The sequence below is a fragment of the Cupriavidus sp. 291-E7 genome (genome assembly GCF_057798835.1).
This window is the reverse complement of record NZ_JBYOJV010000003.1, coordinates 502,085-523,879: the sequence shown is the minus strand read 5'-3', so window position 1 is coordinate 523,879 and position 21,795 is coordinate 502,085. Positions and strand designations below refer to the sequence as shown.

Annotated in this window: 25 protein-coding genes; 2 read left to right on the top strand and 23 right to left on the bottom strand. The window is 66.2% G+C overall.

The window, feature by feature from the left end; translation table 11 throughout:
* The first annotated feature begins 11 nt into the window (after nt 1-11).
* Nucleotides 12-740, top strand: a complete 729-nt coding sequence (locus AC3FLX_RS08405; RefSeq protein WP_488695523.1) for a DUF4198 domain-containing protein — start codon at nt 12-14, stop codon at nt 738-740.
* Nucleotides 741-817: 77 nt separating this feature from the next.
* On the opposite strand, the gene AC3FLX_RS08400 is transcribed toward AC3FLX_RS08405, so the two are convergent.
* From AC3FLX_RS08400 to AC3FLX_RS08385, 4 genes are all read right to left on the bottom strand, one after another.
* Nucleotides 818-1,600, bottom strand: coding sequence for an alpha/beta fold hydrolase (locus AC3FLX_RS08400; protein WP_488695521.1), 783 nt, complete (start codon nt 1,598-1,600; stop codon nt 818-820).
* Nucleotides 1,601-1,619: 19 nt separating this feature from the next.
* Nucleotides 1,620-1,784, bottom strand: a complete 165-nt coding sequence (locus AC3FLX_RS08395; RefSeq protein ID WP_488695520.1) for a hypothetical protein — start codon at nt 1,782-1,784, stop codon at nt 1,620-1,622.
* Between the two features lie 212 nt (nt 1,785-1,996).
* Nucleotides 1,997-3,319 carry a type II toxin-antitoxin system HipA family toxin gene (locus AC3FLX_RS08390; RefSeq protein WP_488695519.1) on the bottom strand — a complete coding sequence of 441 codons (1,323 nt, stop codon included), beginning with the start codon at nt 3,317-3,319 and terminating at the stop codon, nt 1,997-1,999.
* Entirely contained in the window at nt 3,319-3,687 is a 369-nt protein-coding gene (locus AC3FLX_RS08385; protein WP_488695518.1) for a helix-turn-helix domain-containing protein, read from the bottom strand. Before AC3FLX_RS08385 ends, AC3FLX_RS08390 begins: the two co-directional genes overlap by 1 nt.
* A gap of 268 nt (nt 3,688-3,955) precedes the next feature.
* Between AC3FLX_RS08385 and AC3FLX_RS08380 the strand changes: the two genes are divergently transcribed.
* Nucleotides 3,956-4,690, top strand: coding sequence for an IclR family transcriptional regulator (locus tag AC3FLX_RS08380; protein ID WP_488695516.1), 735 nt, complete (start codon nt 3,956-3,958; stop codon nt 4,688-4,690).
* 20 nt (nt 4,691-4,710) lie between these two features.
* Here the strand turns inward: AC3FLX_RS08380 and AC3FLX_RS08375 are convergent, their stop codons facing one another.
* From AC3FLX_RS08375 to fahA, 19 genes are all read right to left on the bottom strand, one after another.
* Nucleotides 4,711-5,406, bottom strand: coding sequence for a 4'-phosphopantetheinyl transferase family protein (locus AC3FLX_RS08375; RefSeq protein ID WP_488695514.1), 696 nt, complete (start codon nt 5,404-5,406; stop codon nt 4,711-4,713).
* 3 nt (nt 5,407-5,409) lie between these two features.
* Nucleotides 5,410-6,645: a beta-ketoacyl-ACP synthase gene (locus AC3FLX_RS08370; RefSeq protein ID WP_488695513.1), complete on the bottom strand. Its 1,236-nt coding sequence runs from the start codon at nt 6,643-6,645 to the stop codon at nt 5,410-5,412.
* Nucleotides 6,642-7,373 (bottom strand): 3-oxoacyl-ACP reductase FabG, encoded by a 732-nt coding sequence (fabG, locus tag AC3FLX_RS08365; RefSeq protein ID WP_488695512.1) that lies wholly within the window; start codon nt 7,371-7,373, stop codon nt 6,642-6,644. Before fabG ends, AC3FLX_RS08370 begins: the two co-directional genes overlap by 4 nt.
* Nucleotides 7,370-7,855 carry a hotdog family protein gene (locus AC3FLX_RS08360; protein WP_488695511.1) on the bottom strand — a complete coding sequence of 162 codons (486 nt, stop codon included), beginning with the start codon at nt 7,853-7,855 and terminating at the stop codon, nt 7,370-7,372. The genes fabG and AC3FLX_RS08360 overlap by 4 nt, the downstream gene beginning before the upstream one ends.
* 2 nt (nt 7,856-7,857) lie before the next feature.
* Complete coding sequence (locus AC3FLX_RS08355) at nt 7,858-9,048, bottom strand: beta-ketoacyl-ACP synthase (RefSeq protein ID WP_488695510.1); 1,191 nt, start codon at nt 9,046-9,048, stop codon at nt 7,858-7,860.
* Complete coding sequence (locus AC3FLX_RS08350; protein ID WP_488695508.1) at nt 9,045-9,617, bottom strand: DUF3261 domain-containing protein; 573 nt, start codon at nt 9,615-9,617, stop codon at nt 9,045-9,047. The genes AC3FLX_RS08355 and AC3FLX_RS08350 overlap by 4 nt, the downstream gene beginning before the upstream one ends.
* Nucleotides 9,605-10,834, bottom strand: a complete 1,230-nt coding sequence (locus tag AC3FLX_RS08345) for an NAD(P)/FAD-dependent oxidoreductase (protein WP_488695506.1) — start codon at nt 10,832-10,834, stop codon at nt 9,605-9,607. The genes AC3FLX_RS08350 and AC3FLX_RS08345 overlap by 13 nt, the downstream gene beginning before the upstream one ends.
* Entirely contained in the window at nt 10,831-13,203 is a 2,373-nt protein-coding gene (locus AC3FLX_RS08340; protein ID WP_488695504.1) for an MMPL family transporter, read from the bottom strand. Before AC3FLX_RS08340 ends, AC3FLX_RS08345 begins: the two co-directional genes overlap by 4 nt.
* Nucleotides 13,196-13,819: a LolA family protein gene (locus AC3FLX_RS08335; RefSeq protein ID WP_488695502.1), complete on the bottom strand. Its 624-nt coding sequence runs from the start codon at nt 13,817-13,819 to the stop codon at nt 13,196-13,198. The genes AC3FLX_RS08340 and AC3FLX_RS08335 overlap by 8 nt, the downstream gene beginning before the upstream one ends.
* The gene (locus tag AC3FLX_RS08330; RefSeq protein WP_488695500.1) at nt 13,816-14,232 is read right to left on the bottom strand and encodes an acyl-CoA thioesterase; all 417 of its coding nucleotides are present in this window, start codon (nt 14,230-14,232) and stop codon (nt 13,816-13,818) included. The genes AC3FLX_RS08335 and AC3FLX_RS08330 overlap by 4 nt, the downstream gene beginning before the upstream one ends.
* Nucleotides 14,210-15,244, bottom strand: a complete 1,035-nt coding sequence (locus AC3FLX_RS08325) for a lysophospholipid acyltransferase family protein (protein WP_488695498.1) — start codon at nt 15,242-15,244, stop codon at nt 14,210-14,212. Before AC3FLX_RS08325 ends, AC3FLX_RS08330 begins: the two co-directional genes overlap by 23 nt.
* Nucleotides 15,241-15,993 carry a glycosyltransferase family 2 protein gene (locus AC3FLX_RS08320; protein ID WP_488695496.1) on the bottom strand — a complete coding sequence of 251 codons (753 nt, stop codon included), beginning with the start codon at nt 15,991-15,993 and terminating at the stop codon, nt 15,241-15,243. Before AC3FLX_RS08320 ends, AC3FLX_RS08325 begins: the two co-directional genes overlap by 4 nt.
* The gene (locus AC3FLX_RS08315) at nt 15,990-17,663 is read right to left on the bottom strand and encodes an ApeI family dehydratase (protein ID WP_488695495.1); all 1,674 of its coding nucleotides are present in this window, start codon (nt 17,661-17,663) and stop codon (nt 15,990-15,992) included. Before AC3FLX_RS08315 ends, AC3FLX_RS08320 begins: the two co-directional genes overlap by 4 nt.
* Nucleotides 17,656-18,213 carry a COG4648 family protein gene (locus tag AC3FLX_RS08310; protein WP_488695493.1) on the bottom strand — a complete coding sequence of 186 codons (558 nt, stop codon included), beginning with the start codon at nt 18,211-18,213 and terminating at the stop codon, nt 17,656-17,658. The genes AC3FLX_RS08315 and AC3FLX_RS08310 overlap by 8 nt, the downstream gene beginning before the upstream one ends.
* Before the next feature lie 12 nt (nt 18,214-18,225).
* Complete coding sequence (locus AC3FLX_RS08305) at nt 18,226-18,486, bottom strand: acyl carrier protein (RefSeq protein WP_488695492.1); 261 nt, start codon at nt 18,484-18,486, stop codon at nt 18,226-18,228.
* A 47-nt stretch (nt 18,487-18,533) separates the two neighbouring features.
* Nucleotides 18,534-18,803: a phosphopantetheine-binding protein gene (locus tag AC3FLX_RS08300; protein WP_488695490.1), complete on the bottom strand. Its 270-nt coding sequence runs from the start codon at nt 18,801-18,803 to the stop codon at nt 18,534-18,536.
* Entirely contained in the window at nt 18,790-19,569 is a 780-nt protein-coding gene (locus AC3FLX_RS08295) for a lysophospholipid acyltransferase family protein (RefSeq protein WP_488695489.1), read from the bottom strand. Before AC3FLX_RS08295 ends, AC3FLX_RS08300 begins: the two co-directional genes overlap by 14 nt.
* Nucleotides 19,562-20,320 (bottom strand): beta-ketoacyl synthase chain length factor, encoded by a 759-nt coding sequence (locus AC3FLX_RS08290; RefSeq protein ID WP_488695487.1) that lies wholly within the window; start codon nt 20,318-20,320, stop codon nt 19,562-19,564. Before AC3FLX_RS08290 ends, AC3FLX_RS08295 begins: the two co-directional genes overlap by 8 nt.
* A gap of 202 nt (nt 20,321-20,522) precedes the next feature.
* Complete coding sequence (gene fahA / locus AC3FLX_RS08285; protein ID WP_488695485.1) at nt 20,523-21,788, bottom strand: fumarylacetoacetase; 1,266 nt, start codon at nt 21,786-21,788, stop codon at nt 20,523-20,525.
* Nucleotides 21,789-21,795: the final 7 nt, after the last annotated feature.

Below are 21,795 nucleotides of genomic sequence, written 5' to 3'. Positions count from 1 at the left end.
GCATGAGCCATATGAACAAGACCATTTCCCTTGCCGCTGCATTGATTGCGCTGTCCGGCGCGGCCCACGCACACCAGATCTGGATCGAGCAACCCGCCGGCCAGCCGGCATCGATCCGCTTTGGCGAATTCGGTGAGAACCTGCGCGAGGTGTCTCCGGGCCTACTGGACAAGTTCGTGGCACCCACCGCCACGCTGATCTCCGCCAGCGGCGAGAAGACCGCCAATGTCACGAAGACCGGTAACGGCTTCCAGGTACCGTTCACGCTTGGCGAGCGAGACACGCTGGTGGCGGAAGACGCGAAGTATCCGCTCCACACGGGCAAGCGCGGCGACAAGGAATTCACGAACCGCTACTACCCGGCCGCGCGCTGGGTGTCGGACTTTACCGCCCAGCAGCCAAAACTGACGCTGGACCTCGTGCCCGCCGGCCAGCCTGGCGCGTTCAAGGCTTACTACCAGGGTAAGCCGCTGCCCAAGGCCAAGGTCGAACTGGTGACGCAATCCGGCTGGGCCAAGGAAGCCCGCACCGACGAACAGGGCCTGGTCACGTTCGATATGCCCTGGAAGGGCATGTATGTGGCCGAGCTGTCGCACAGCGATCCGAGCGGCGGCGAACGCCAGGGCGTGAATGGCGTGGAGAAGTACACCGCGGCCAGCTACGTGACGTCCGTTACGTATGTGAAGGGCGATGGTATCGAACCACTGCCAGCCGGTCCGGCCGCAAAGCCGAACAAGTAAGTCCCGGCCTGCGATAGCGGCGCGCCCTCTCCCATCGGTTCCGGGAGAGGGCTGCGCCGGTCAACAATTGCGATGCGTTATTGCTGCGTCTTTACGGACTGCACGGCATCCAGAATCACCTTTGCCACATCGGCCGGCCTCGATTGCTGCGGCACGTGGCTGGTCGGCAGCGTGGTCACCTTCGCGTTGATGCGCCGGGCCATCGCGCGCTCCAGGTCCGGCGGAATCATGCGGTCGTTGGCGCTGACGATGTACCACGACGGACGGCTGGCCCATGCCGCAACACTCGTCTTCTCTCCAAACGCCTTGGCCTGGATCGGCCCCTGGGTGGCCGCCATGACGCGCGCCTGGGCGGCTGGCACGTCCTGGGCAAAATCACTGGCCACCGCGTCCGGCGGCAGCGACAAGTAGCCGTCCTTGTCCGCCACCAGCTTGCCGATACCCGGCGCGGGCGGGAATGCCTTGCCGGCTTCCTCGGTGGACTGCCCTGCTTCCGGCGCGAACGCCGCCACATAGACCAGCGCGGAAACCTTGTCGTTGGCGCCGGCCTCGGTGATCACGGTGCCGCCCCACGAATGCCCCACCAGCACCACCTTGCCGGACTGGTTCTCGATGGCGCGCCGCGTGGCCGCCACGTCCCCGGCCAGCGATTCCAGCCCGTTCTGCACGGCTTGCACCTTCACCCCCTTGGCCAGTAGCAACGGGATGACCTTGGCCCAGTCCGAGCCGTCGGCAAAGGCGCCATGCACGATGACCACGGAAGGCTGCGCATTGCCGGCAGCCGGAGCGGCGTAGGCCGCGGCGCCCGCGGTCAGGCCAAGGGCCGCCACGGCCAGCGATACAATCGTTCGATTCAACATGGGATCTCTCCAGACATTTTTAGTGGTTGAAGGCCGGTACGGAGCGCGCTTGCGATGCCACCGCCAGGGCCACGCAGGCCGTGGCTGCTGCCACCGTGGCCAGCGTCAACCCCTGGAGCGCACCGGGCGGCAACGACGAGAACACTGTCCTCGTCAGCTGCAGCGCAATGTTGAATTTCGACATGGGTGGCTCCTACCAGACCGGTTTTTGGCGGCGCACCGTGCGCTGTCGCCATAGGGTCTATTGGAAGGGCCGGACGTATCGCATCCGTGTGGCGGAAACGGCTATTGCGTGTGGCGACGTATCGATCGTCCGCCCGGATACAGAGCGGTACAAATCGGCGTGCATGCCTGCGGGTAAGGCGGAAGGCGGAGGCGACGGATGCCTCGCGTGCCTCAGATGCGTCTGGCCTGCGCCCGGAGTCCGGCAAAGACGCGCTCGGCCACGTCGCCCGGAAACGTCACCGGCAATTGCGCGGACGTCGCGGCAATCGCTGGCTCGACCGCGTCTTTCAGCTCGGCAAGAATGGCTTCCACTTCGGGCGGGGGCATCCCTACCCTGCGCCCCTGCTCCAGCCAGTGCCGGCGCATGATCTGCCCAATGCGGTAGTGATTCTGGGTGCCGCGCACCGCCATTGCCATGCGCGCCTTCTGCGGGGCCAGTTGGTTGGCGCCGCCGCCCATGATCGGAAAGGCCGACAGCACGTCGTACAGCGGCGTCGACCAGTAGCGCCCGCCCGGGCCGATCGACAGGCTGAAGTTCTTGGCATGGCCGTCGGTGGCGGCCAGCAGCCAGAACAGGATCTGCACCTTGAAGAAGTTACGCCGGTCGGACGCAGGCGCCTCGGAGCCTGCCAGCACGGTCATGATGTCGGCAATGCCCGGCCCGCCGTCGGCCTGATATTTCGCCAGCGGCGAGATGCCCAGTGCCTGGCAGAAGTCTTCCTGCGGCAGGCGGATGATCCAGCTGCCATCGGGGGCCAGCCGGCGATCGAAGCGATCGACCACCAGCACTTTCTGGTCCTCGAACGTGGCGATTGCGCAGTCCGCGATTGGTAGCCCGAAATGCCGCACCATCTGCGCGCACAGCCATTCGTTCTCCACGGAGGTGCGCATGTCCGCCCGCATGTTGCCAACCAGCCCCAGCGGCAGCTTCAGGATATGGGTGGTCGGCGTACTGCCATGCGGCAACAGCCATTTGCCGCCGTGCAGCAGCAGTGCCGTCTTTTCCTGCGCGCCCGCTATCGACAGCCGCAGGTCGCCCTCGTCGTCGTGCTGGCCCAGCGGCGCATTCCGCGTCGCGTCGCGCAGCAGCCGTGCGATGGCCGCTTCATCCATCGGCGTGCCCTGGATGGTGCGCAGGTCTTCCGGCTCCGCGCCCGCCGGCAGCAATTGCAGCGCGCCCACGCAATCGCGGCCCAATGCCGCCAGCAAATCGAACGGACCGGTACCCTGGGTGCGATGGCGCTGCGCCAGACGGCGGCGGATCGCATCGCTATCGGGCAGCAGGTTGTCGAAATAGTCGGTCACCACGCTGCCGCGATACGGCGCGGCGTCGGAGCGGAACGGCAGCGAGAGCGACAGGGGCCGCCCTTGGTCGCTTTCCATCCAGTCGGCATCGTAGGTAAAGGACTCGCCGTCGGTACCCTGTTCCCAGGTACCCGTCAGCCATCCGTTCATCCAGACGCCAAGCCTGCGCCGTAGCGGACGCCGACCCATTACCAGTCCTCGCCCTGGTCCGCCCCGCGCTTGCGCGCCGGTGCCGGCCTGGCTGTCTTGGCCGGCTTTACGGTCTTGGCGGCTTTGACTGGCTTGACCGGCGGCTTGCCCCGCCGGGCGCCCGCCGCCCCAGCGGCCTCGGCCGCCACGCGGGGCGTCAGCGTCAGGTCCACTTCCAGCGCCTGCAGCGCCGCCAGGACTCGCGCCATGCTGGCGCGGCCCGGATTCGCCTCCAGCCGCGCATAGCTCTGCTGGCTGACGCCAAGCCGTGCGGCGATGTCAGCCTGCGTCAGACCGCGCGACTTGCGAAAGCCCTGCAGCACGGGCCCGAGCTGACTCAGGATGCGAATGGGATAGGTGGTGGCCATAGCGGGCAGCGCGCAGGCCCGCGCAAGAATGCGCCACGCCCGCACATCGAATCGGTTGTAAAGGCGTTTTACTACGTATAGGGTGTATTTTCAAGTTACAACGCATAGGTTGTAAAACTGATTTACAACATATTGGTTGTAGCGCCGTGCACTACGGGGCGCTTGGCCAGCGCGGTGCCGTGCTACAGTCCGGCCCGATAGCGTCAGCCCGATCCGAACCCGACCGCCGCCCATGCCAGAGCGCCCAGAGCCAACCAAGTCCCCAGCGATGAACGTCAAGACCGCCTTGCGCGTGATCGAGATCATCGAGACCTTCGCGCGCGAACGGCGCGCGCTGTCGCTGTCCGAGCTGGCCCGCCTGCTGGCGGTGCCGGCCTCCAGTTGCCTGGCGTTGATTCGCACGCTGACGTCGCTCGGCTATCTCTACGAAACGGCCCGCCGCCAGGGCTACTACCCCACCGGACGGCTGCTGGCGATGGCTCAGCAGATTGCCAGGCACGATCCCGTTCTCGACCGCGTGCACGGCACGATGAGCGAGTTGCGCGATGCCACCGGCGAGACCATTGTCATCGGCAAGCTCCATGAAGGCACCGCCGTCGTCTACCTGGACGTACTGGAGTCGCCCCACGCGATCCGCTATATCGCCACCGCCGGTGAACGGCGCGAGCTGCATGCCAACTCGATCGGCAAGGCACTGCTGGCGGCGATGGAAGATGATGAGCGCGCGGCGTTGCTGCCCCGGCTGGACTTTCAGCAATTCACGCCACGCACGCTGACCACGCCGGGCACGCTCGAAGCGAACCTGCGCCAGGCGCGAGAGCGCGGCGCGTACGTCAATATCAGTGAATCGATGCCCGATGTGGGCGCGCTGGCCTGGCCGGTACGACTCTCCGGCGAGTGCTATGCCATTTCGATTGCGGGTCCCGTGTACCGGATCGAGCCGCACCTGGAGCGCTACGCCGCCATCCTTCGCGCGGCCTGCGCCTCGCTGGAAAAAACCTGAGCGGACCTGGGCCGGACGGCCTAGTCGACGATTTCGCGCGCTTGCAACCGCCAGCCGGTGGCGTGCGGCAGTTCGAGTTCTTCCACCAGCGTAGTGGCCGCCAGTGCCAGCACGGCGTTCTTGCGGCGCCATGTCAGCCCGTTGGCCTGCGCCAGCGGCGCCGGCACGGCCTCCACGACATGCCCCATCATCGTCTGGAACAGGTTGCCGCCGTGGCACTTGATCCATGCTTCCTTGAGCGTCCATAGCTGGAAGAACGCCAGCATGCGCGCTTCGTCATCGTCGTCCGCCAGCAGTTCGGGCAGCGCGGCGCGTTCGGCCTCGGTGGTGGTGGCCTCGATCAACGTATCCAGATGCCTGCGCGGCTGCAATTCCTCGATATCGACGCCCACCGGCATGTCGGATACCGCGCAGGCGATGTGATCCCCCGAGTGCGCAATCGACACGAACACCGGCGTGCCTACCGCGCCAGCCGTGTGCGTGGCCAGCGGCGGCGCATCCTCGGCGGCCGACAGCGCCCATTCCGACGCATCGCCGCCAAACGTCACCGCCAGCAGCCGGCGCGCCAGCCAGCGGCCTGCCGCAAACTGCTCGGCACGCTGCTGCGCTCGCATGTCCGCCAGGCGCGCCAGTTCTTCGGCCGACATCCAGCGGCTGACAGGTGGCGCCATCGCGGCAAACGCCATGACCGATCCGGTTCGCAGGGCAAGTGGCATGGTTCAGGATCGATCGGTCCAGCGGCGGAAGATCAGCGAAGTATTGATGCCGCCAAACGCAAAGTTGTTGCTCATCACATAGTCGGTGTCCAGGCGGCGCCCTTCCCCGACGATATGATCGAGTGGCGCGCAGCGCGGGTCGGGCTGGTCCAGGTTGATCGTTGGCGCAAACCATCCCTCGCGCATCATCTGGATCGTCATCCACGCTTCGAGCGCCCCGCAGGCCCCGAGCGTATGGCCGATATAACTCTTCAGCGAACTGATTGGCACATGCGCGCCGAACACCGAATGCGTGGCCTCCGCCTCGGCCAGGTCGCCCTGCTCCGTGGCCGTCCCGTGCGCATTCACGTAGCCGATGCGGTCCGGCTGCAGGCCGGCATCGTGCAGCGCCATGCGCATGGCCTGGGCCATCGTTTCCGGCTGGGCCTGCGTGACGTGGTTGCCATCGCTGTTGGTGCCGTACCCGACGATCTCCGCCAGGATGCTCGCACCACGCTCCTGCGCGTGCCCGAGTTCTTCCAGCACCAGCGTGCCGGCACCCTCCCCCAGCACCAGGCCGTCGCGCCCGGCATCGAACGGGCGCGGCGTGGCACCAGGCGTGTCATTGCGCGTGCTGGCGGCAAACAGCGTGTCGAAGACGGCCGCTTCGGTCGCATCGAGTTCTTCCGCGCCGCCCGCCAGCATGGCCACCTGGCGGGCCATAGCGATGGTTTCGTACGCATACCCGATACCGTGGCTGCCCGACGTGCACGCACTGGACGTGGTCAGGATACGTCCGGTCATGCCGAAGAAGAGTCCGATATTGACGGCCGTGGTGTGGGACATCATCCGGATATACGTCGTGGCGTTGATGCCGTCCGTGGTGCGCTCGCTCATCATGCGCGCAAAATCCTGCGCGGCCGACGGGGTGCCGGTCGATGAGCCATACGCCACGCCCATCAGGCCGCCCGTGACCAGCGGATGGTCCGCCAGCCCCGCATCGGCCAGCGCTGCCTCGCTGGCCAGCACGGCCATCTGCGAGACCCTGCCCATCGTGCGCGTGCGCTTGCGCGTGTAGTGCGACGGCAGCGTGAACGGCGGCACCGGCGCGGCAAGGTGCGCGTTGAGGCCACGAATGCCGGCCCAGGCATCCATGTGCACGACGGCATTGCGGCCGCTGGCCAGGCGCTCGCGCACCGTGCCCCAGTCGTTGCCCAGCGCGCTGACGGCACCGGCACCCGTCACCACCACCCGTTTCATCCGAACATGCCCCCGTTCACCGAAATCACCTGCCGCGTAATGTAACCGGCATCGGCGGACAGCAGGAAGGCGACGGCCGCGGCTACCTCATCGGGGTTACCCAGCCGGCGTGCCGGAATGATCTTCAGCGCTTCCTCGCGCACATGTGCGTCGACCATTTCGGTGTCGATCAGGCCCGGCGCCACGCAGTTGACCGTGATCTGCCGTTTGGCAAGCTCCACCGCCAGCGCCTTCGTGGCGCCGATGATGCCCGCCTTGGCGGCGCTGTAGTTGGTCTGGCCACGATTGCCGACCAGCCCCGATACCGACGACAACGTCACGATGCGCCCCGGACGGCGGCGCTGCACCATTGGCATCACCACCGGATTGAGCACGTTGTAGAACGCGTCCAGATTGGTATGCACGACCTCGTCCCATTCCTCGCCAGTCATCGCGGGAAATGCAGCATCGCGCGCGAGTCCGGCGTTGCACACCACGCCGTAGTAGCAGCCATGCTCCTCGATATCGGCCAGCAGCGCGTCGGCAGCGGCCTGGCGCTGGCTCACGTCGAATACCAGCACGCGCGCATTGCGGCCGAATGCGCGTACCGCATCGGCCACGGAATTGGCTTCTTCGACGCTGGCGCGGCAATGGACCACCACGTCATGGCCATCGCGCGCGAGGCGCAGGGCAATCGCCCTGCCGATGCCGCGCGATGCGCCCGTCACGAGCACAGTCTGGTTGGTCATGTCTGCTGTCCTTCGAGGAATGCCTGCGCATCGTCAGGCGCGTATACGGAAACCGTGGCGCGGGCCACCTCATTGCCATCCTGCGCTACCGTGCAGGCGAATAGCGACAGGCCGTCATCGCCCGCCATTTCCAGCCGCACGTGGATGGTAAGCACGCTGCCCGCGGGAAATGCCGCGACATCACAGGCATAGCGCCGCGCGCCAAGCAGAAATCCCGGCCGCGGCGCACCGCCCGCAGAGCGGGCCTGCATGCCTGCCCAGGCGGCAATGGTCTGCGCCATGTACTCGATGCCGATCCACGCGGGCATGCCGGCATCGTCAACAAACAGCTGGGTGGGCCGCACGGTTGCACGTGCCACCGCGTGAGTGGCATCGGCCTCCAGAAGTTCGTCGATCAGGCGCATGGCACCCGCATGGGGTACCAGCTCGGCGACGGGCGGCAGAGGGTTCCGTGGATTCGATAACGGATCGGCGCCAGCCATCTTTAGCCCTCGCTCATCACCAGTACGCAATTGCTGCCGCCAAAGGCGAACGAATTGCTCATGGCGTGCCTTACCGGCCGTCCAAGCGATTCGTCGGGCCCCACCACATGCAGTGGCGCAATGCCGGGGTCGAGCACGCCATCCCACCAGTGCGCGGGCAACCGGCCGCGCGGGTTGTCGACCAGCGTCAGGTAAAGCAGCGCCGCCTCGACAGCGCCCGCGGCGCCCAGCGTGTGCCCGGTCTGCGGCTTGGTCGAACTGACCGCGAGATCGGCGCCGAACAGGTCGGTCGCGGCGCGTGCTTCCATCACGTCATTCTGCTCGGTGGCCGTACCGTGCAGGTTCAGGTAGTCGATGTCGGCGGGACGGAGCCGTGCCCGCGTCAGCGCCTGCAGCATCGCTGCGCGTGCCCCCGTGCCAGCAGGGTCCGGCGCGGAGATGTGATGCGCATCCGAGGTTTCGCCCCAGCCGGTCAGCCGCACCGGGCCGGCATCACGCGACATCAGAAACAGGGCCGCACCTTCGCCAAGGTTGATACCCTGCCGATGGACGGAAAGCGGATTACACCGCGTGGCACTCACCGCCTCCAGCGCACGGAACCCTTCAATCGTGAACGAACAAAGCGTATCGACGCCACCCGCGATCGCGACATCGGCTATCCCGCATTCGAGCAGCCGCGCGGCGGCGGCCAGCGCCTTCGCACTCGACGAGCATGCCGTGGAAATGGTGTAGGCGGGGCCTGCCGCCCCAAGCCGGCGCGCCAGGTAACGCGCGGGCGAATCGAGTTCCTGCTGGCTGTAGTGAAAGCCGGCCGGCCACTCGCCCGTTGCCGCTCGCGCACGCACGGCAAGCTCGCCTTCGTGGATGCCCGAAGTGCTGGTGCCCAGCACGATGGCCACCCTTGTCGGTCCCACGCGCGCGATGGCCGCCGCGGCTGCGGCATGCAGCGGCATCAGCGCGCGCTCCAGCATCGCGTTGTTTCGGCTGGCCTGGGACGGCGGCGTATCGGGCGGCAGATCGGCTACGTCGATGGCCTCGCCGACGATGCCCAGATGCAATGGCGTGCCCGGCGTGTACAGGTCCGTCATCGCGCCGCCCGAAGGGCCATCGGTACGCCACAGCGCCGTGCGCACCGCGTCGTTGCCGCTACCCAGCGCGCACAGCACGTTCATGTCGTGAAGATAGACCGTCATCTCGCACTCCCGTTGTCACGCAACGTGCGGATGGTCAGCCGATAGCCGTCGCGCCGCTGCGTGAACAGCGTCGTCATGGCATCGGGATATCGGACTTCCGCCACCACTTCCGTGCCCGCCCGCAACTGGCGCACGCCGTCCGTGGTTTCCACGCGCCAGCCTGCCGGCAAGGCCGCCTGTATCGCGGAAACGGGCCAGAGCGACAGTTGCATGTCGCTGAGTATGCGTTCCGGCTTCAGCTCGGGCGGCGCCCACGGCGAGCGCGTGACATGCAGTTCACGGCCATCCCAGTCGATGCGCGCCAACACCTGGTTGCCCGCCAGCGCCGCCAGCCGCGTATGGGTGGCATCGGCTTCAAGCAGCGCCAGCATCTCGCGCGTCTGCTCGCCTTGTGGCGAGGGATATTGCACGGTGATCTGCTGCTCCAGGTTCAACGTGCGGCCCAGGGACGCAGGCGCCAGCCGCAGCACCGGCAGCTCCGCCGGTTTCGGGGCCACGCTGGCACATCCCTGCACGCCCGCTATGAGCGCGCACATCGCCACCAGGAGGATCAGACTCAGACGTTGCAAAGCTGCTCCAGCACACTGAGGCGCCGTTTCGGTTCGGCGACGAACGGATTCGACGTGTCCCACGCATAGCCGGCCAGAATCGACGAGATCATGGCGCGAATGTCCGGCGGTGAATCCGGATGAAAGATCAGCTTCTGGAATCGGCCTTCGTACCAGGCCTCCACGAACACGCGGAAGCAGTCCACACCGGCCTTCAGCGGCTTTGCGAAATCCGCTTCCCAGTCCACCCGCTCGCCCTCCAGCTGTCGGGCCAGGCAGGCCGTGGCCAGACTTGCCGACTTGAAGGCAATGGTCACGCCCGACGAGAACACCGGGTCCAGAAATTCACCGGCATTGCCGAGCAACGCATAGCCGTTGCCCCACAGCGAACGCACATTGGCCGCATAGCCCGCGATCTGCCGCGCCGGCGTGTCCCACTGCGCGTTGCGGAGCAGCGTGGCCAGGCCGGGATCTTCATCGACCAGCGCGCGCAGCTTTGCCATTTCGTCGCCGTCATACCGGTCGAGAAACGACTTCTCCGCTACCACGCCAAGCGAACAGCGGCCGTTGGAAAACGGAATCGTCCAGTACCAGACATCGGCATGCACGGGATGCACGCCAACGCGAATCTTGTTGCGGTCGAACGTGCCCAGCGGAATGCCATCGGCCACATGCGTGAAGATGGCGGCGCGCACGGGGAAGTTCGACGGCGATTCCAGGTCCAGCAGTCGCGGCAGAATCCGCCCGAAGCCGGAAGCATCGAGCAGGAACTTCGCCTGCACCGCATAGCTGATGCCGTCTTCACCGCGCACCGTCACCACCGGCCGCGCACCACTGACGTCCACTGCTTCCACCACATGCCGGAAGCGCACTTCGGCGCCCTGCTTCTGTGCCTCGCGGATCAGCACGTCGTCAAAATGCGCGCGTTGCACCTGATACGTCGTGCCCCAACCCGGCGAGAATTTCTCGCGGAAATCGAAGTCGGTATATCGGTCGCCGCGCGCGAACGCGGCGCCGTTCTTGTACTGGAAGCCGGCCTCCACCACGGCACGCAGCATGCCGGCCTCTTCGATATAGGCCATGCTTTGCGGCAGCAGGCTTTCACCGATCGAAAAACGCGGAAAGGTCTCTTTTTCCAGCACCAGCACGCCGATACCACGCTTACGTAGCAACCCGGCGGCCACCGAGCCGGCCGGGCCGGCTCCCACAATCACGACTTCCGCCTGTTCCGTCCTCATCGATGTACCTCCTGTTGCGCCGTGCTTGCCACAATGGGCCTGAACCACGGCGACAATATCCATACCGCACCCACGCCGGACAACATCGTCATGCCGAATGCATGCAGCGCCGGTGTGGAAGACAGTGCGAGCAATCCAAAAGCCAGCAGCGTGCTGGCGGCGCCGAGCACGATGGCCGTCCAGGACACGCCGTCGCCGGGATGCTCAAGTAGAAAGATGCCGTAGTCGACGCCAACGCCGAGCAGCAATGCCAGCGCCAGAATCGAAAACAGCTGCAACGGCACATGCAGCCACCCAAGCATTGCCACGCTGAACGCGGCCGCCAGCAGCGTCGGTGCCAGCGCCCGCCAGCCGCTGCGTCCGTAGCGCCAGGCCAGCAGCAGGCCCACGAAGGCCGCACCCGCCAGCAGCAGCCAGCTCATCAGGACGCGGTAGTGATGCAGCAGCGACGAAAAGTCGGCCACACGGTCCACCCATTCGGCGCCCGGCACCTGGCGCACCGCCGCGGCGATGGCGGGGATGGCCGCCACGTCGTTCAACCCGCGCAACAGCATCACGCTCGCGTAGCCGCTGCCCTCCTTGTCCAGCCAGAGCTGGCGCACGGTCTCGGAAACCGGATTGGCGAGCCATGCCTGCAACGTCAGCACATTGGTGGCAGGCGCAGCCGACGGCGCGGGCACGGTGCCGCCGAGCGACTTTGCCACCCGTTCGCGCACGGCGACTTCCTGGCGATCGGCAAGTGCCGCGTCGGCACGTTGCCGCGTGGCCGATGGCACCCAGTCCGAAATCGCCACGAAGCCGTCGAACGCATGCCGGTCGAGCGCGCCCGTCAGGCTCGCCTTGACGGCCTCCTCACGCGCCAGCACCTCGTCTGGCGTGGCGCCGCGCACCAGCACAAACTGGGCCGGGCTGGGCGTGCCAAGCAACTGGCCGACCTTGCGCTGCGCCTCCATCAGCGCCGGAGGCGAACTCTGCAACTGCCGCACATCGTCAACCACGCGCACCTGCCACACCCCTGCCACGATGAACAGCATCAGCAGGCCCAGCGCCATCCAGGTTCGGCGATCGTTGCGGACCAGCGGCCATCGGGCCAGGCTATTTGCCAGCCAGGTCGACAAGCGCGTCTGTCGTGGTGTGCCGCGATCGAGCAACGGAAACCAGAACACCACCGTCAGAAATGCCGTCGTCAGCCCCACGGCCGAGAAAAGCGCCATCTGGCGCAAGCCTGGGAATGGCGCGATGCCCAGCGCCAGATACGCCATCACGCTGGTCAGCAAGGCAAGCGACAGGCCCGGCAGCAGAAAGCGCATGACCGACGGCGGCGTGGCACGCGGCATCGCCTGCCGCGTCACGAAATAGTGGATGCCGAAATCCTCCGCCACGCCCATCAGGCTCGCACCGAATACCAGCGCGATCAGGTGCACGCGGTCGAACACGACCGCCGTCGCCGAGATGGCCATGCCCGTACCGATCAGCAGCGACAAACCGACCAGCAGGATGGGCCGCAGCGAGCGAAACGCCAGCCACACCAACAGCAGCACCGCACCCAGCGAGCCCAGACCGATAACGTTCATTTCCCAATTGGCCTGCGACGCCGCGGCCTCCGCATGCAGCGGAATGCCAGCCGCAATCACACGGACGCCATCGTCGCCGCCGCGCGCTGCCGCCTCCGCCCGGCCGAGCAGATCGCCATAGTCGGTATTGCCGTTGGCCGAAAATCCCGACTTGCCGCTGCGGAAGGTCAGCAGGACCCAGTCCTTGCCATCGCCAGTGACGGTCGCCATGCCGTCGCGCTCGCGCACGCGCGTCGCGTCCGCACGCGCCAGCCACCAGTCCTGCCAAAGCCCGAGCGGGTCCGCCGCCCATTCCGTCAGCCTGGGACCCATCGAAAACTGATAGAGCCGCGTCAACGCCTGCTGCGCCAGCGTATCCGCACTCGCACTGGCCAGTTGCTGCCGCTGGGCGTCCGTCAGAAGACGGTCTCGCCACGGCCGGTAGAACGCCAGCGCGGCTTCGAGATCGAAAGCCCCAAGTTTGTCCTGTGAACGGAGCAGCGCGTTGTCGTGTCCGATCACCTGCCGAAAGCGGTCGGCCGCCGCGCGCGTCTGCGCCCAGTCGCGGCCGCCCACCAGGACCACCACTTCGCGCGACACGCCCTCGCTGAGCTGGCGTAGCACGCGATCGGCCGTGGCCGTTCGTGCGCTGGTCGGCAGCAGCGCCATGACATCGGTATCCAGGCGCGACGCACGCCAGAACTGCACCTGATGCACGGCCACCACGATTACGAGCAACAGCCAGGCCAGTGCCAGCACACGGTCCCGCCGCGTGAGCGTACCCTGCATCGCCAGGCTGCCTGCCGCATTACTCAAGGCGTTGCTCCTCCGCTGCATCGAGCCGGTTCGCGGCGACGGGGTTGATCATCTTCACCACCGTGCTGTCACCGTTGGCCTCTTCCAGCTTTACGTTACGGACGTATTGGTCGCCCGACAGGTCGATACGGGAGAACGCGCGGCGCATGCCGGCATCGGTCGGCGTGAGTGTCAGCGTCCATCCCTTGCTGCCGACCAGCTTGCCCGTCACATCGAAACGCGAAGACAGGCTCCGGAAATCGCCGCGCAGCATGGCGATCATCGACTCGCCCACCACGCGCATGGCCGGCTGGGCATCGGCGCGCATCTGCTGCTGGACCTTGCCATCGGCGCCACGCATGACGAGCTTGTCCGGCGTGACCAGCAGACTCGACGGCACCGGGTCAAGCGTGGTCCACACCACGCCGCGGCCGCGCACGACGAGAAAGTCCCCGTGCGAAACCAGCGGATTGCTGAAGCCGGACAACCGCCGCGTCTGTTCGAACTGACCACGGATGACCGGCGCCTCGGTGAGCCTCGCGGCCACGGCCGTCGGCAGGTCTTCGGCGGCCTGCGCCGGCAGCGCGGCCAGGCAGCCGATGGTGGCGAGCACGCGCAGGATGTCCCGGCGATTCATGTGGGCACTCCAAGGCGTTCCAACAGGACGGGCGGGCTGACGTAGAGCATTTCCTGCGTTGCGATGTCCACCGCCACCTGGATCGAGTAGCCGCGCGTCAGGCGCTGCCCGCTGGCCGCATCGCGTGCTTCATAGACGATCTTGAGCCGATGCTCCCATTCGGCAAACGTCGCGCGCACGATGACCGATTGACCATAGCGCAGCGGACGCACGTACTTGACGCGAATATCGACGATAGGCCACGCAAAGCCGGATGCCCGCATCTGCGGATAGTCGTAATCGATCTGCTGCAGCAATGCGCAGCGCGCCTGCTCGAAGTAACGCAGGTAGTTGCCATGCCACACCACGTCCATCGGATCGAGGTCGTGGAAGGCGGGTGTCAGCAGGATTTCATGACTCGTGAGATTCGGCATGTTGTTCGCGCGCAGCCTGTGCAGGATCGAGCCGCCCGACGCTGATCGGGTCTTCGGCCCAGAAGTCGTAGAAGTTGAACCAGTCGAATGGCGAGCGCACGACCAGCAGCTCCAGCCAGTCCACATAACGCTGCGCCAGTTCCGCGAGCCGCGCCTCGCGCGCGGCACGCGGCAACGTGACGCTGCGTGCCAGTTCCGTGAAGCGAATCACGTGGCCATTGCCGGCGCGCACGCAGCCCATCGCAAACAGCGGGCACTTGAGCAGCGCGGCCAGCACGTACGGGCCAACCGGAAAGCGCGCGGGCGCGCCAAGAAATGGCACACGCACCGCACGTCCGCCATGCGCGGGCGCGCGGTCGCCGGCGATCGCCACAAACTCGCCCGCCTGAACCCGCGCCGACAGTTCCACCGCCGTGGCCGGCGAAATATCGTCGATCTGGTAAAGCTGCAGTGTCGAATCGGGGTCCAGCCGCGCCAGGATGCGGTTGAAACGCTCGGCGTGTGCCGAATGCACCAGCACGGTCAATCGCAGCCCGTCGATGCGGTTCGCCATCGCGCGGCAAAGCTCCAGGCATCCCACGTGCGCGGTCATGATGATGCCGCCCTGCCGGCTGGCAATCTGTCTGAGCAGCACGTCGGCACCTTCCTTGCTCACGTGCTCGAAGCGATAGCGGCCACCGATGGCCAGCAGCTTGTCCAGGATCGTGTCCCCGAACGAGAACAGGTGAAGCAGCGAATGCCGCCAGTTGGGTCGCGTGCCGATGGCACCGGTGGCGGCCTCCATGCGCCGCAGGTAGTCCGCCGACGACCGGCGGGCCAGCGGATAGGCCAGCCAGAAGTAGGCCACCACGGGCACCATCACCATGCGGAACAGCACGCGCCCGAATACGCGGTACAGCGCATACAGCAGCCAGATGCCCCAGACGCACGTCGCCTCGCCGATCGCGCTCCAGTGCTGCGCGCGTGCGGACTGCGACCCGGAAGAGGAAGTGTCGGGATGGACGACGCTCATGCCGGCTTCACCTTGCGCCACAGCAGCGACGGCACGCGCCAGATCATGCCCACGAGCAGCCTGGTGAGCATCCCGGCCATCAGCACGTTGTCCTGCAGCATGCGGAAATGCGATACCCCGTCGGACGGATACGTGACATGCGTGGGCACGTTCACCACCGGCGATCCACGCCAGTAAAGGCGGACGATGACCTCGGTGTCGAACTCCATGTGGTGACCCAGCCTGGTGTCGGACATCAAGCCCATGACGGCCTGCAGCGGATATACCCGCAGCCCGCACATGGAGTCGCGGATGTCGACGGACAGTGTGATGAGCCAGACCAGGACATGGGTCAGGTACCGGAAGTAGAACCGGTGCATCGGTACCGTGTCATCGTAGACCGGATACCCGGCGATGACCGAGTCCGGGTGCGCCTGTGCCAGATCGAAGAAACGCGGGATATCGGCCGCGTCGTGCTGTCCGTCGGCATCGATCTGCAGCACGTGCGTATAGCCGAGCCGCGCAGCCGTCTTGAATCCGGCCATCATCGCGGCACCCTTGCCCTGGTTTTGCGGCCGGCGCTCCAGCAGCACACGCTCCGGATGCGCGGCGGCAATCTCGCGCAGCGTCTGCTCGCACGCCGGGCCGCTGCCATCGTCGACCAGCAGGCACGGCCACGGATGGCGCAGGATCGCCTCGACCATAGCGCCAATGGCATGCTCATGGTCGAAAACCGGTACCAGGACGATGGGTCGAAACACTGCGCTCATGAAGCTACGGGATGGAAAACAATCTTGCCGCTCGCATGCGGGCCGGCATTGGAAGTGAATCGGAATCCGAGCACACATTCGGCCGGCTGCCAGGCAAGCGCGAGACTGACCTTCGTGCCAGGCCGGATGACGGCGTGGAACTTGAGCGTATCGATCCGGGCAAAGCGCTCGCGCGGGGGAATGTCGAGCCGTTCGGGCGCCAGCGACATCACCCAGTCCACCTGGGCCACACCGGGCACGATCGGCATGCCCGGAAAATGGCCGTCGAACACCGCCAGGTCCTCGGCAATGTCGAGTTCGGCATGCGCGGACGTCGTATCGGCATCGATCCATCGCACCACGGGCATCGTGTGCCGGAACAGCTCGCGCAACATCGCCTCCGTGGTCTTGCCTTGCGCGTTGCATGGCATGTCACGCGGGAACGCCCACCGGCGCGGCAGCGCCAACGGATCGATGGCGCCGCTCAGCAACTGGCGCAACGCGCGAACGACGGCGGGCTTGCCGCGCGAGTCCAGCTCGGTCCGTCCGGCATCGTTCAATACGACAACGGCTCCTGCCCGTTCGCCCACCGCGGTGGCAATCATCGCCACGCGCGCTTCGCGTACCAGCGGCGACGTGGCCAGCCGTTGTTCGAGCGCGGTCAGAGAGACACGCTTCTCCTCGATCTTGACGATGCGGTCAGTACGGCCAGCGAGCACGAAACCGCCCGCTTGCGTCGGCAGCGCGCGGTCCGCGCAGACATGCCAGTCGCTATCGGGCAGATGCACCGAGCGCACCGCGAGCTGCCCGTCCTGCAGCCGCCAGCCCACGCCAGGCAGCGGCGTCCAGGCATCCGCGTGAAGTTTGCGCTGGCGCCACGCGATACCGCCGGTCTCCGAACTGCCGAATACCTCGATCGGCGACAGCCCCATCAGGCGCTCCACGTCGGCCGAAGCATCCGCGGGCAGCGGCCCGCCAGACGAGAACACCGCCTGCAGAACGCCGTGCGTGGCCCGCCAGTCCACCATGCCGGGCATCCGCTTCAGATGCGCCGGGCTGCTGACCAGGACCGCCGGCCGGCGATCCGCCGCGCAGTGGCTCACCAGCTCTTCCAGAAATGCCAGCCGCGCGGACGGGATGGCCCGCCCGGACGCGAGCGGCCACAGGACCGTGAACAGCAGGCCATAGATATGCTGGTGCGAAACCGTACTCAATACGCTGGCATCGGCCGGTATCAGCGCGCCGAACGCTTGCTCGAGCGCGTGGATCTCGCCGTCGAGCTGAGCCAGGCGTTTTTCCAGTGCGGCCGGCGCGCCGGTCGAGCCCGACGTGAACAACGTGACCCACGTATCGTGCGTGGCAAGCTGCGGCCAGTCGAATGCCGGGGCATCGCACGCGGGCTGCAAACCCTGCGGCAAATCGCCAGCCATGCCATCGACGGTATCGCGCAATGCCGCAACCGTTTCGGGACGTGCGTCGCCCGGCAGCACCACGTGCTTGCCGGCATGCCATGCACCCAACAGCGCGGCAGCAAACGCATCGGGCCGATCCAGGTACAAGGCCCAGCGCAGACCAGCCTGCGATGCAAACGCATGCCGCCATGCCGCCGTGCGCGCCACGAACGCCGCGGCGTCGGCCCTGGCCGCTAGCCGGCGCATCGCGCCGCTGACATTGGTCATGCGTTCAGCCATGATGGCCCTCCGCATGGCGAGACTTCACGCGCTGACGCACCAGCCATTCGCCGGCAAACATCGCACCGATCAATCCGTACGAGATGGCGCCGTTATAAAGCGCCCAGATCCGGTCGCTGGCGACAAAGGCCGTAACGGCGGCGATCGCGCCGTTGCAGCAGAAGAATACGCACCAGGCCTGCGTCACGCGCCGCGTGTAGGCCACCGCGTGCGCGGGCAGCTCCGGCTCGCGCAGACGGGCCAGCCGCTCCACCAGCGTTGGCGGATGCGCAAGGCTCCAGCCAAACACACCCAGCAGCGCCACGTTCACAAGCACCGGGTAGATTTTCAACGGTAACGACTGGTCGGAAACCAGCACCACGATAGCCAGCACGCCGGCCAGCAAGGCCAGCCATCGCCATCCGGCCTGCCGGCTGGTAGTGGCGCGCAACAGCGCGAGCGCCACCAGCGCCAGCGCCATCACGCGCGGCGAGTAGTGTTGCAGACCAAAATAAATTACGAGCGGGTATGCCATCGTCAGCAGTCCCAGCCCCCACTTGCGCCATGTCATGCTTGTCCGGTGTCAGGCGGTGGCCGCCGGGGAATCGATCAAATGTGCGAGCGTGTTCACCACGTCTCCCACGGTCTTCACCGACTTGAAATGTTCGGGCTTTACGGGGCGGTCCAACATCGGTTTCAGTCTGACAAGCAGGTCCACCGCGTCGATGCTGTCGATATCGAGATCGTCGTGGAGGCGGGCATCGAGCGTGACCCGCCCGGGCGCGATTTCGAACATCTGCTCAAGCACCGCGGCCACGCGTGCAAGGATTTCGTCGTGCGTCATGTTGTACTCCCGTCCCCCCGTCAAAAAGTGCCGATTGATTCGCCAGCTTACGTGGCCGACTTGTCGCGCTGCGCGGCCACATAAACGGCCAGCGAGGCCACGCTCGCAAAGCGGGCGCGCATTTCTTCCTTGTCGCCCTTCATGGTGATGCCGTACTTCTTGCTCAAGGCCAGCCCGAGTTCGAGCGCATCGATCGAGTCAAGCCCCAACCCTTCCACGAACAGCGGCGCTTCACTATCGATGTCCTCGGGCTTGATGTCCTCGAGCGACAGCGACGTGATGATGAGTTCCTTGATTTCCTGTTCAAGCGCCTTCACGGCGAATCTCCCTCGTAAAAAATTCGGATAGCGAGCGCGTCAGCCGCCGCACCGCAAGCACGGCTTCCGTATCGGCTGGCATCCAGGGCGCCACGCTGAGATCCGGATGAACTTCGATTTCATAGCGCGGCCTCCTGGCCGGCACCTGATACCACTTGTCTCCCTTTGTCAGCGTAGGCGGTTCGCAGCGAATCACCACCGGCGTGAGGTCGAATCCGCCTCGCACCGCCACGTTGGCCGCGCCGCGCTGCAGCAATAGCGGCTGGCCCGGAATCGTGCGCGTGCCCTCGGGAAAGATAATCAGGTTGCTGCCCGCCCGCAGTGACGCAATGCAGTCTTCCACCATCGCCGCACCGCCCGCATCGTTGCGAATCCATCCAGTCGCGGCCACGGTGCCCCGTGTGAACGGGTTGTGCGCCAGGTCGGCCTTGACCACGCAATCGGCGCCGCGCGTCAGCGCCATCAGAAACACGATATCGATCAGCGACGGATGGTTGGCGACGATCAGAAGCCCATCCCGGCGCAGCCGCTCGGCATTGCGCACCTCGTACTGGATCACGCCCAGCCCGGACATCAGCCCAAGGAAAAGACGCAGCGCGCGATGAATCACATCGCGGCAAACCCGCTGGTATGTGGCCTGCGGCCACGGCATCAGCGACAGCACGGGAAACACCACAAGGCGCAGCAACAGCCCACCGATACCGAAGACGGCAAAGCACAGGGCCGTGGCCAAAACCCGCCAGCCGCGTTCGATGCGGTCAGCCATGACGCTGCCACCTCCATGCGGCCTGCTCGCCCCGATGCAGCAGTGCGGCATCGTTTGTCAGCACGAAACGCAGCACGTCGAGACCGTGCGGCAGCAATTGCCGCGCGTCAGCAGCCGGCGCGCTATCCGGCTCGACGATTTCAAGACTGAAGGCCGGATGGTGGCCGTCCGGCTTACCGATGCGCCACGCCCAGCCGAACAGGCACTGCGGCTCGTCGGCAAAGCTCAGGTAGGGATTGGGGAGTGGCGTGTCGTAGCAGACGAGCAGCACTTCGGGTGCGCCCTCGGCAATCAGGCCGCAGGCTTCGATCAGCGCATTCTCGACGGTGTCGCGGCCGCCTGCGATCGCCTGCATGTTCGACGAATCGCGCCGATCGATCGAGAACATCGCGCCGATGGCGTTGTGGACGGAAAGACCGAATGCCGTGGGCGAAACCGGCTCGCCGGCAGCGAGTTCGCGCAGCATGTCGTGGGCGCGGTGAGAGTCGCCGTGGCGCGACGCAAAGACGGCGGGCATGGCAACCTGGACGTCGGTGTCGCCATCGCCAGCCACCATGTCATAGGCGGGATGCAGCGCGGCACGCCCGGTCACGTTGACGCGACGACGCAACATTGGAGCCATCGCCGCAAGCGCCGGCAGATCCGCCCCATCGGGGAGCCACGGAGCCTGGCTCCAGGCCTGCCATTCGGCGCGGGTCTGCAATGCCGGCGCACAGGCCGCCCATGCGCGAATATCGAATTGAATTGCCATGCCGTGCGCTTGGGGAGGAAAGTGATCCGGTCTGCCGCCAGCAAGGAATATCTGGTCGGCGACGCATTCTCCCATGCGGGCACCGGGGCGGGCTGTGCCAGAACGTAACTGGAATGCAAAATTGTAACAGGGCAGATGAACCGTCTGGCCCATCTGCCCTGTCGTTTTGCATCGTCAGGCAGGATCGCTGCGCAAGGCCCGATTATCGTGGCGCCGGAAGCACTTTCCCCGTCACTTCACCAAAGCCCACGCGGTAGCCATCGCCCTGGCACCAGCCGGTCATGACCACGGTATCGCCATCCTCCAGAAAGCCGCGCGTCGCGCCGCCGGCCAGCGTGACCGGCTCGGCACCGTTGCGGGTGGTTTCCAGCAGGCTGCCGAATGAATCGGGCGTCGTGCCACTGATCGTGCCCGACCCCATCAGGTCGCCCACGCGCACGTTGCAGCCCGACACCGTATGGTGCGCAAGCTGCTGCGTCATGGTCCAGTACATCGCCTTGAAGTTGGTGCGGCAGACCGTGGAGGCCTTGGCGGCGTCCTGCGGCTGCAGCGCCACCTCCAGTGCGATGTCGTACGCATTGCGCGCCGGCTGCCGCAGGTACGCCAGCGGTTCCGGCGATTGCTCGGGGTTCTCGCTGCGGAACGGTTCAAGCGCGTCCATCGTGACCACCCAGGGCGAGATCGACGTACCGAAGCCCTTGCTGTTGAACGGCCCGAGTGGCACGTATTCCCATTGCTGGATGTCGCGTGCGCTCCAGTCGTTCAGGATCACCATGCCAAACATGTGCGACAGCGCATCGGCCGTGCTGATGGGTTCGCCCAGGTTCGACGGCTTGCCGACGATGAACGCCATCTCCAGCTCGTAGTCGAGCTTGCGACAGGCGCTGAACACGGGACGTGCCTGGTCCGGCAACTTGATCTGCCCGTTGGGCCGATGCAGCGCCGTGCCGCTGACCACCACCGAGCTGGCACGGCCGTTGTAGCCGATCGGAATCTCAAGCCAGTTCGGCAGCAGCGCGTTGGCCGGATCGCGGAACATGCGGCCGACGTTGGTGGCGTGCTCGCGCGACGAGTAGAAGTCGGTGTAGCCCGGGATTTCCACCGGCAGATGCAGCGTGACCGATGACATCGGCACCAGTGCCTGGTCACGCAGGGCAGCGTTGCCGGACAACGTCTGGTCATCGGCCTGCAGCAGCGACGTCAGCTTCGCGCGGGTGTCTGTCCACACGGGCTTGCCGAGCGCGATGAAGCGGTTCAGGCTGCCTGCGGCAAATGTGCCCTTGGCCGCGGCCGGCAGCAGGCCGGCATCGTCCAGCACGGACAGATCCAGCACCTGGTCGCCGATGGCCACGCCTACGCGGGGCGCACCGTTTCCGGCGGAAAAGATGCCATACGGCAGGTTCTGGAGCGAAAAGTGGGTCTGGCCGTCGTTGGCCGAGGTGACCCAGCTGGTCTTGGGGGCTGTCATTGTTCTG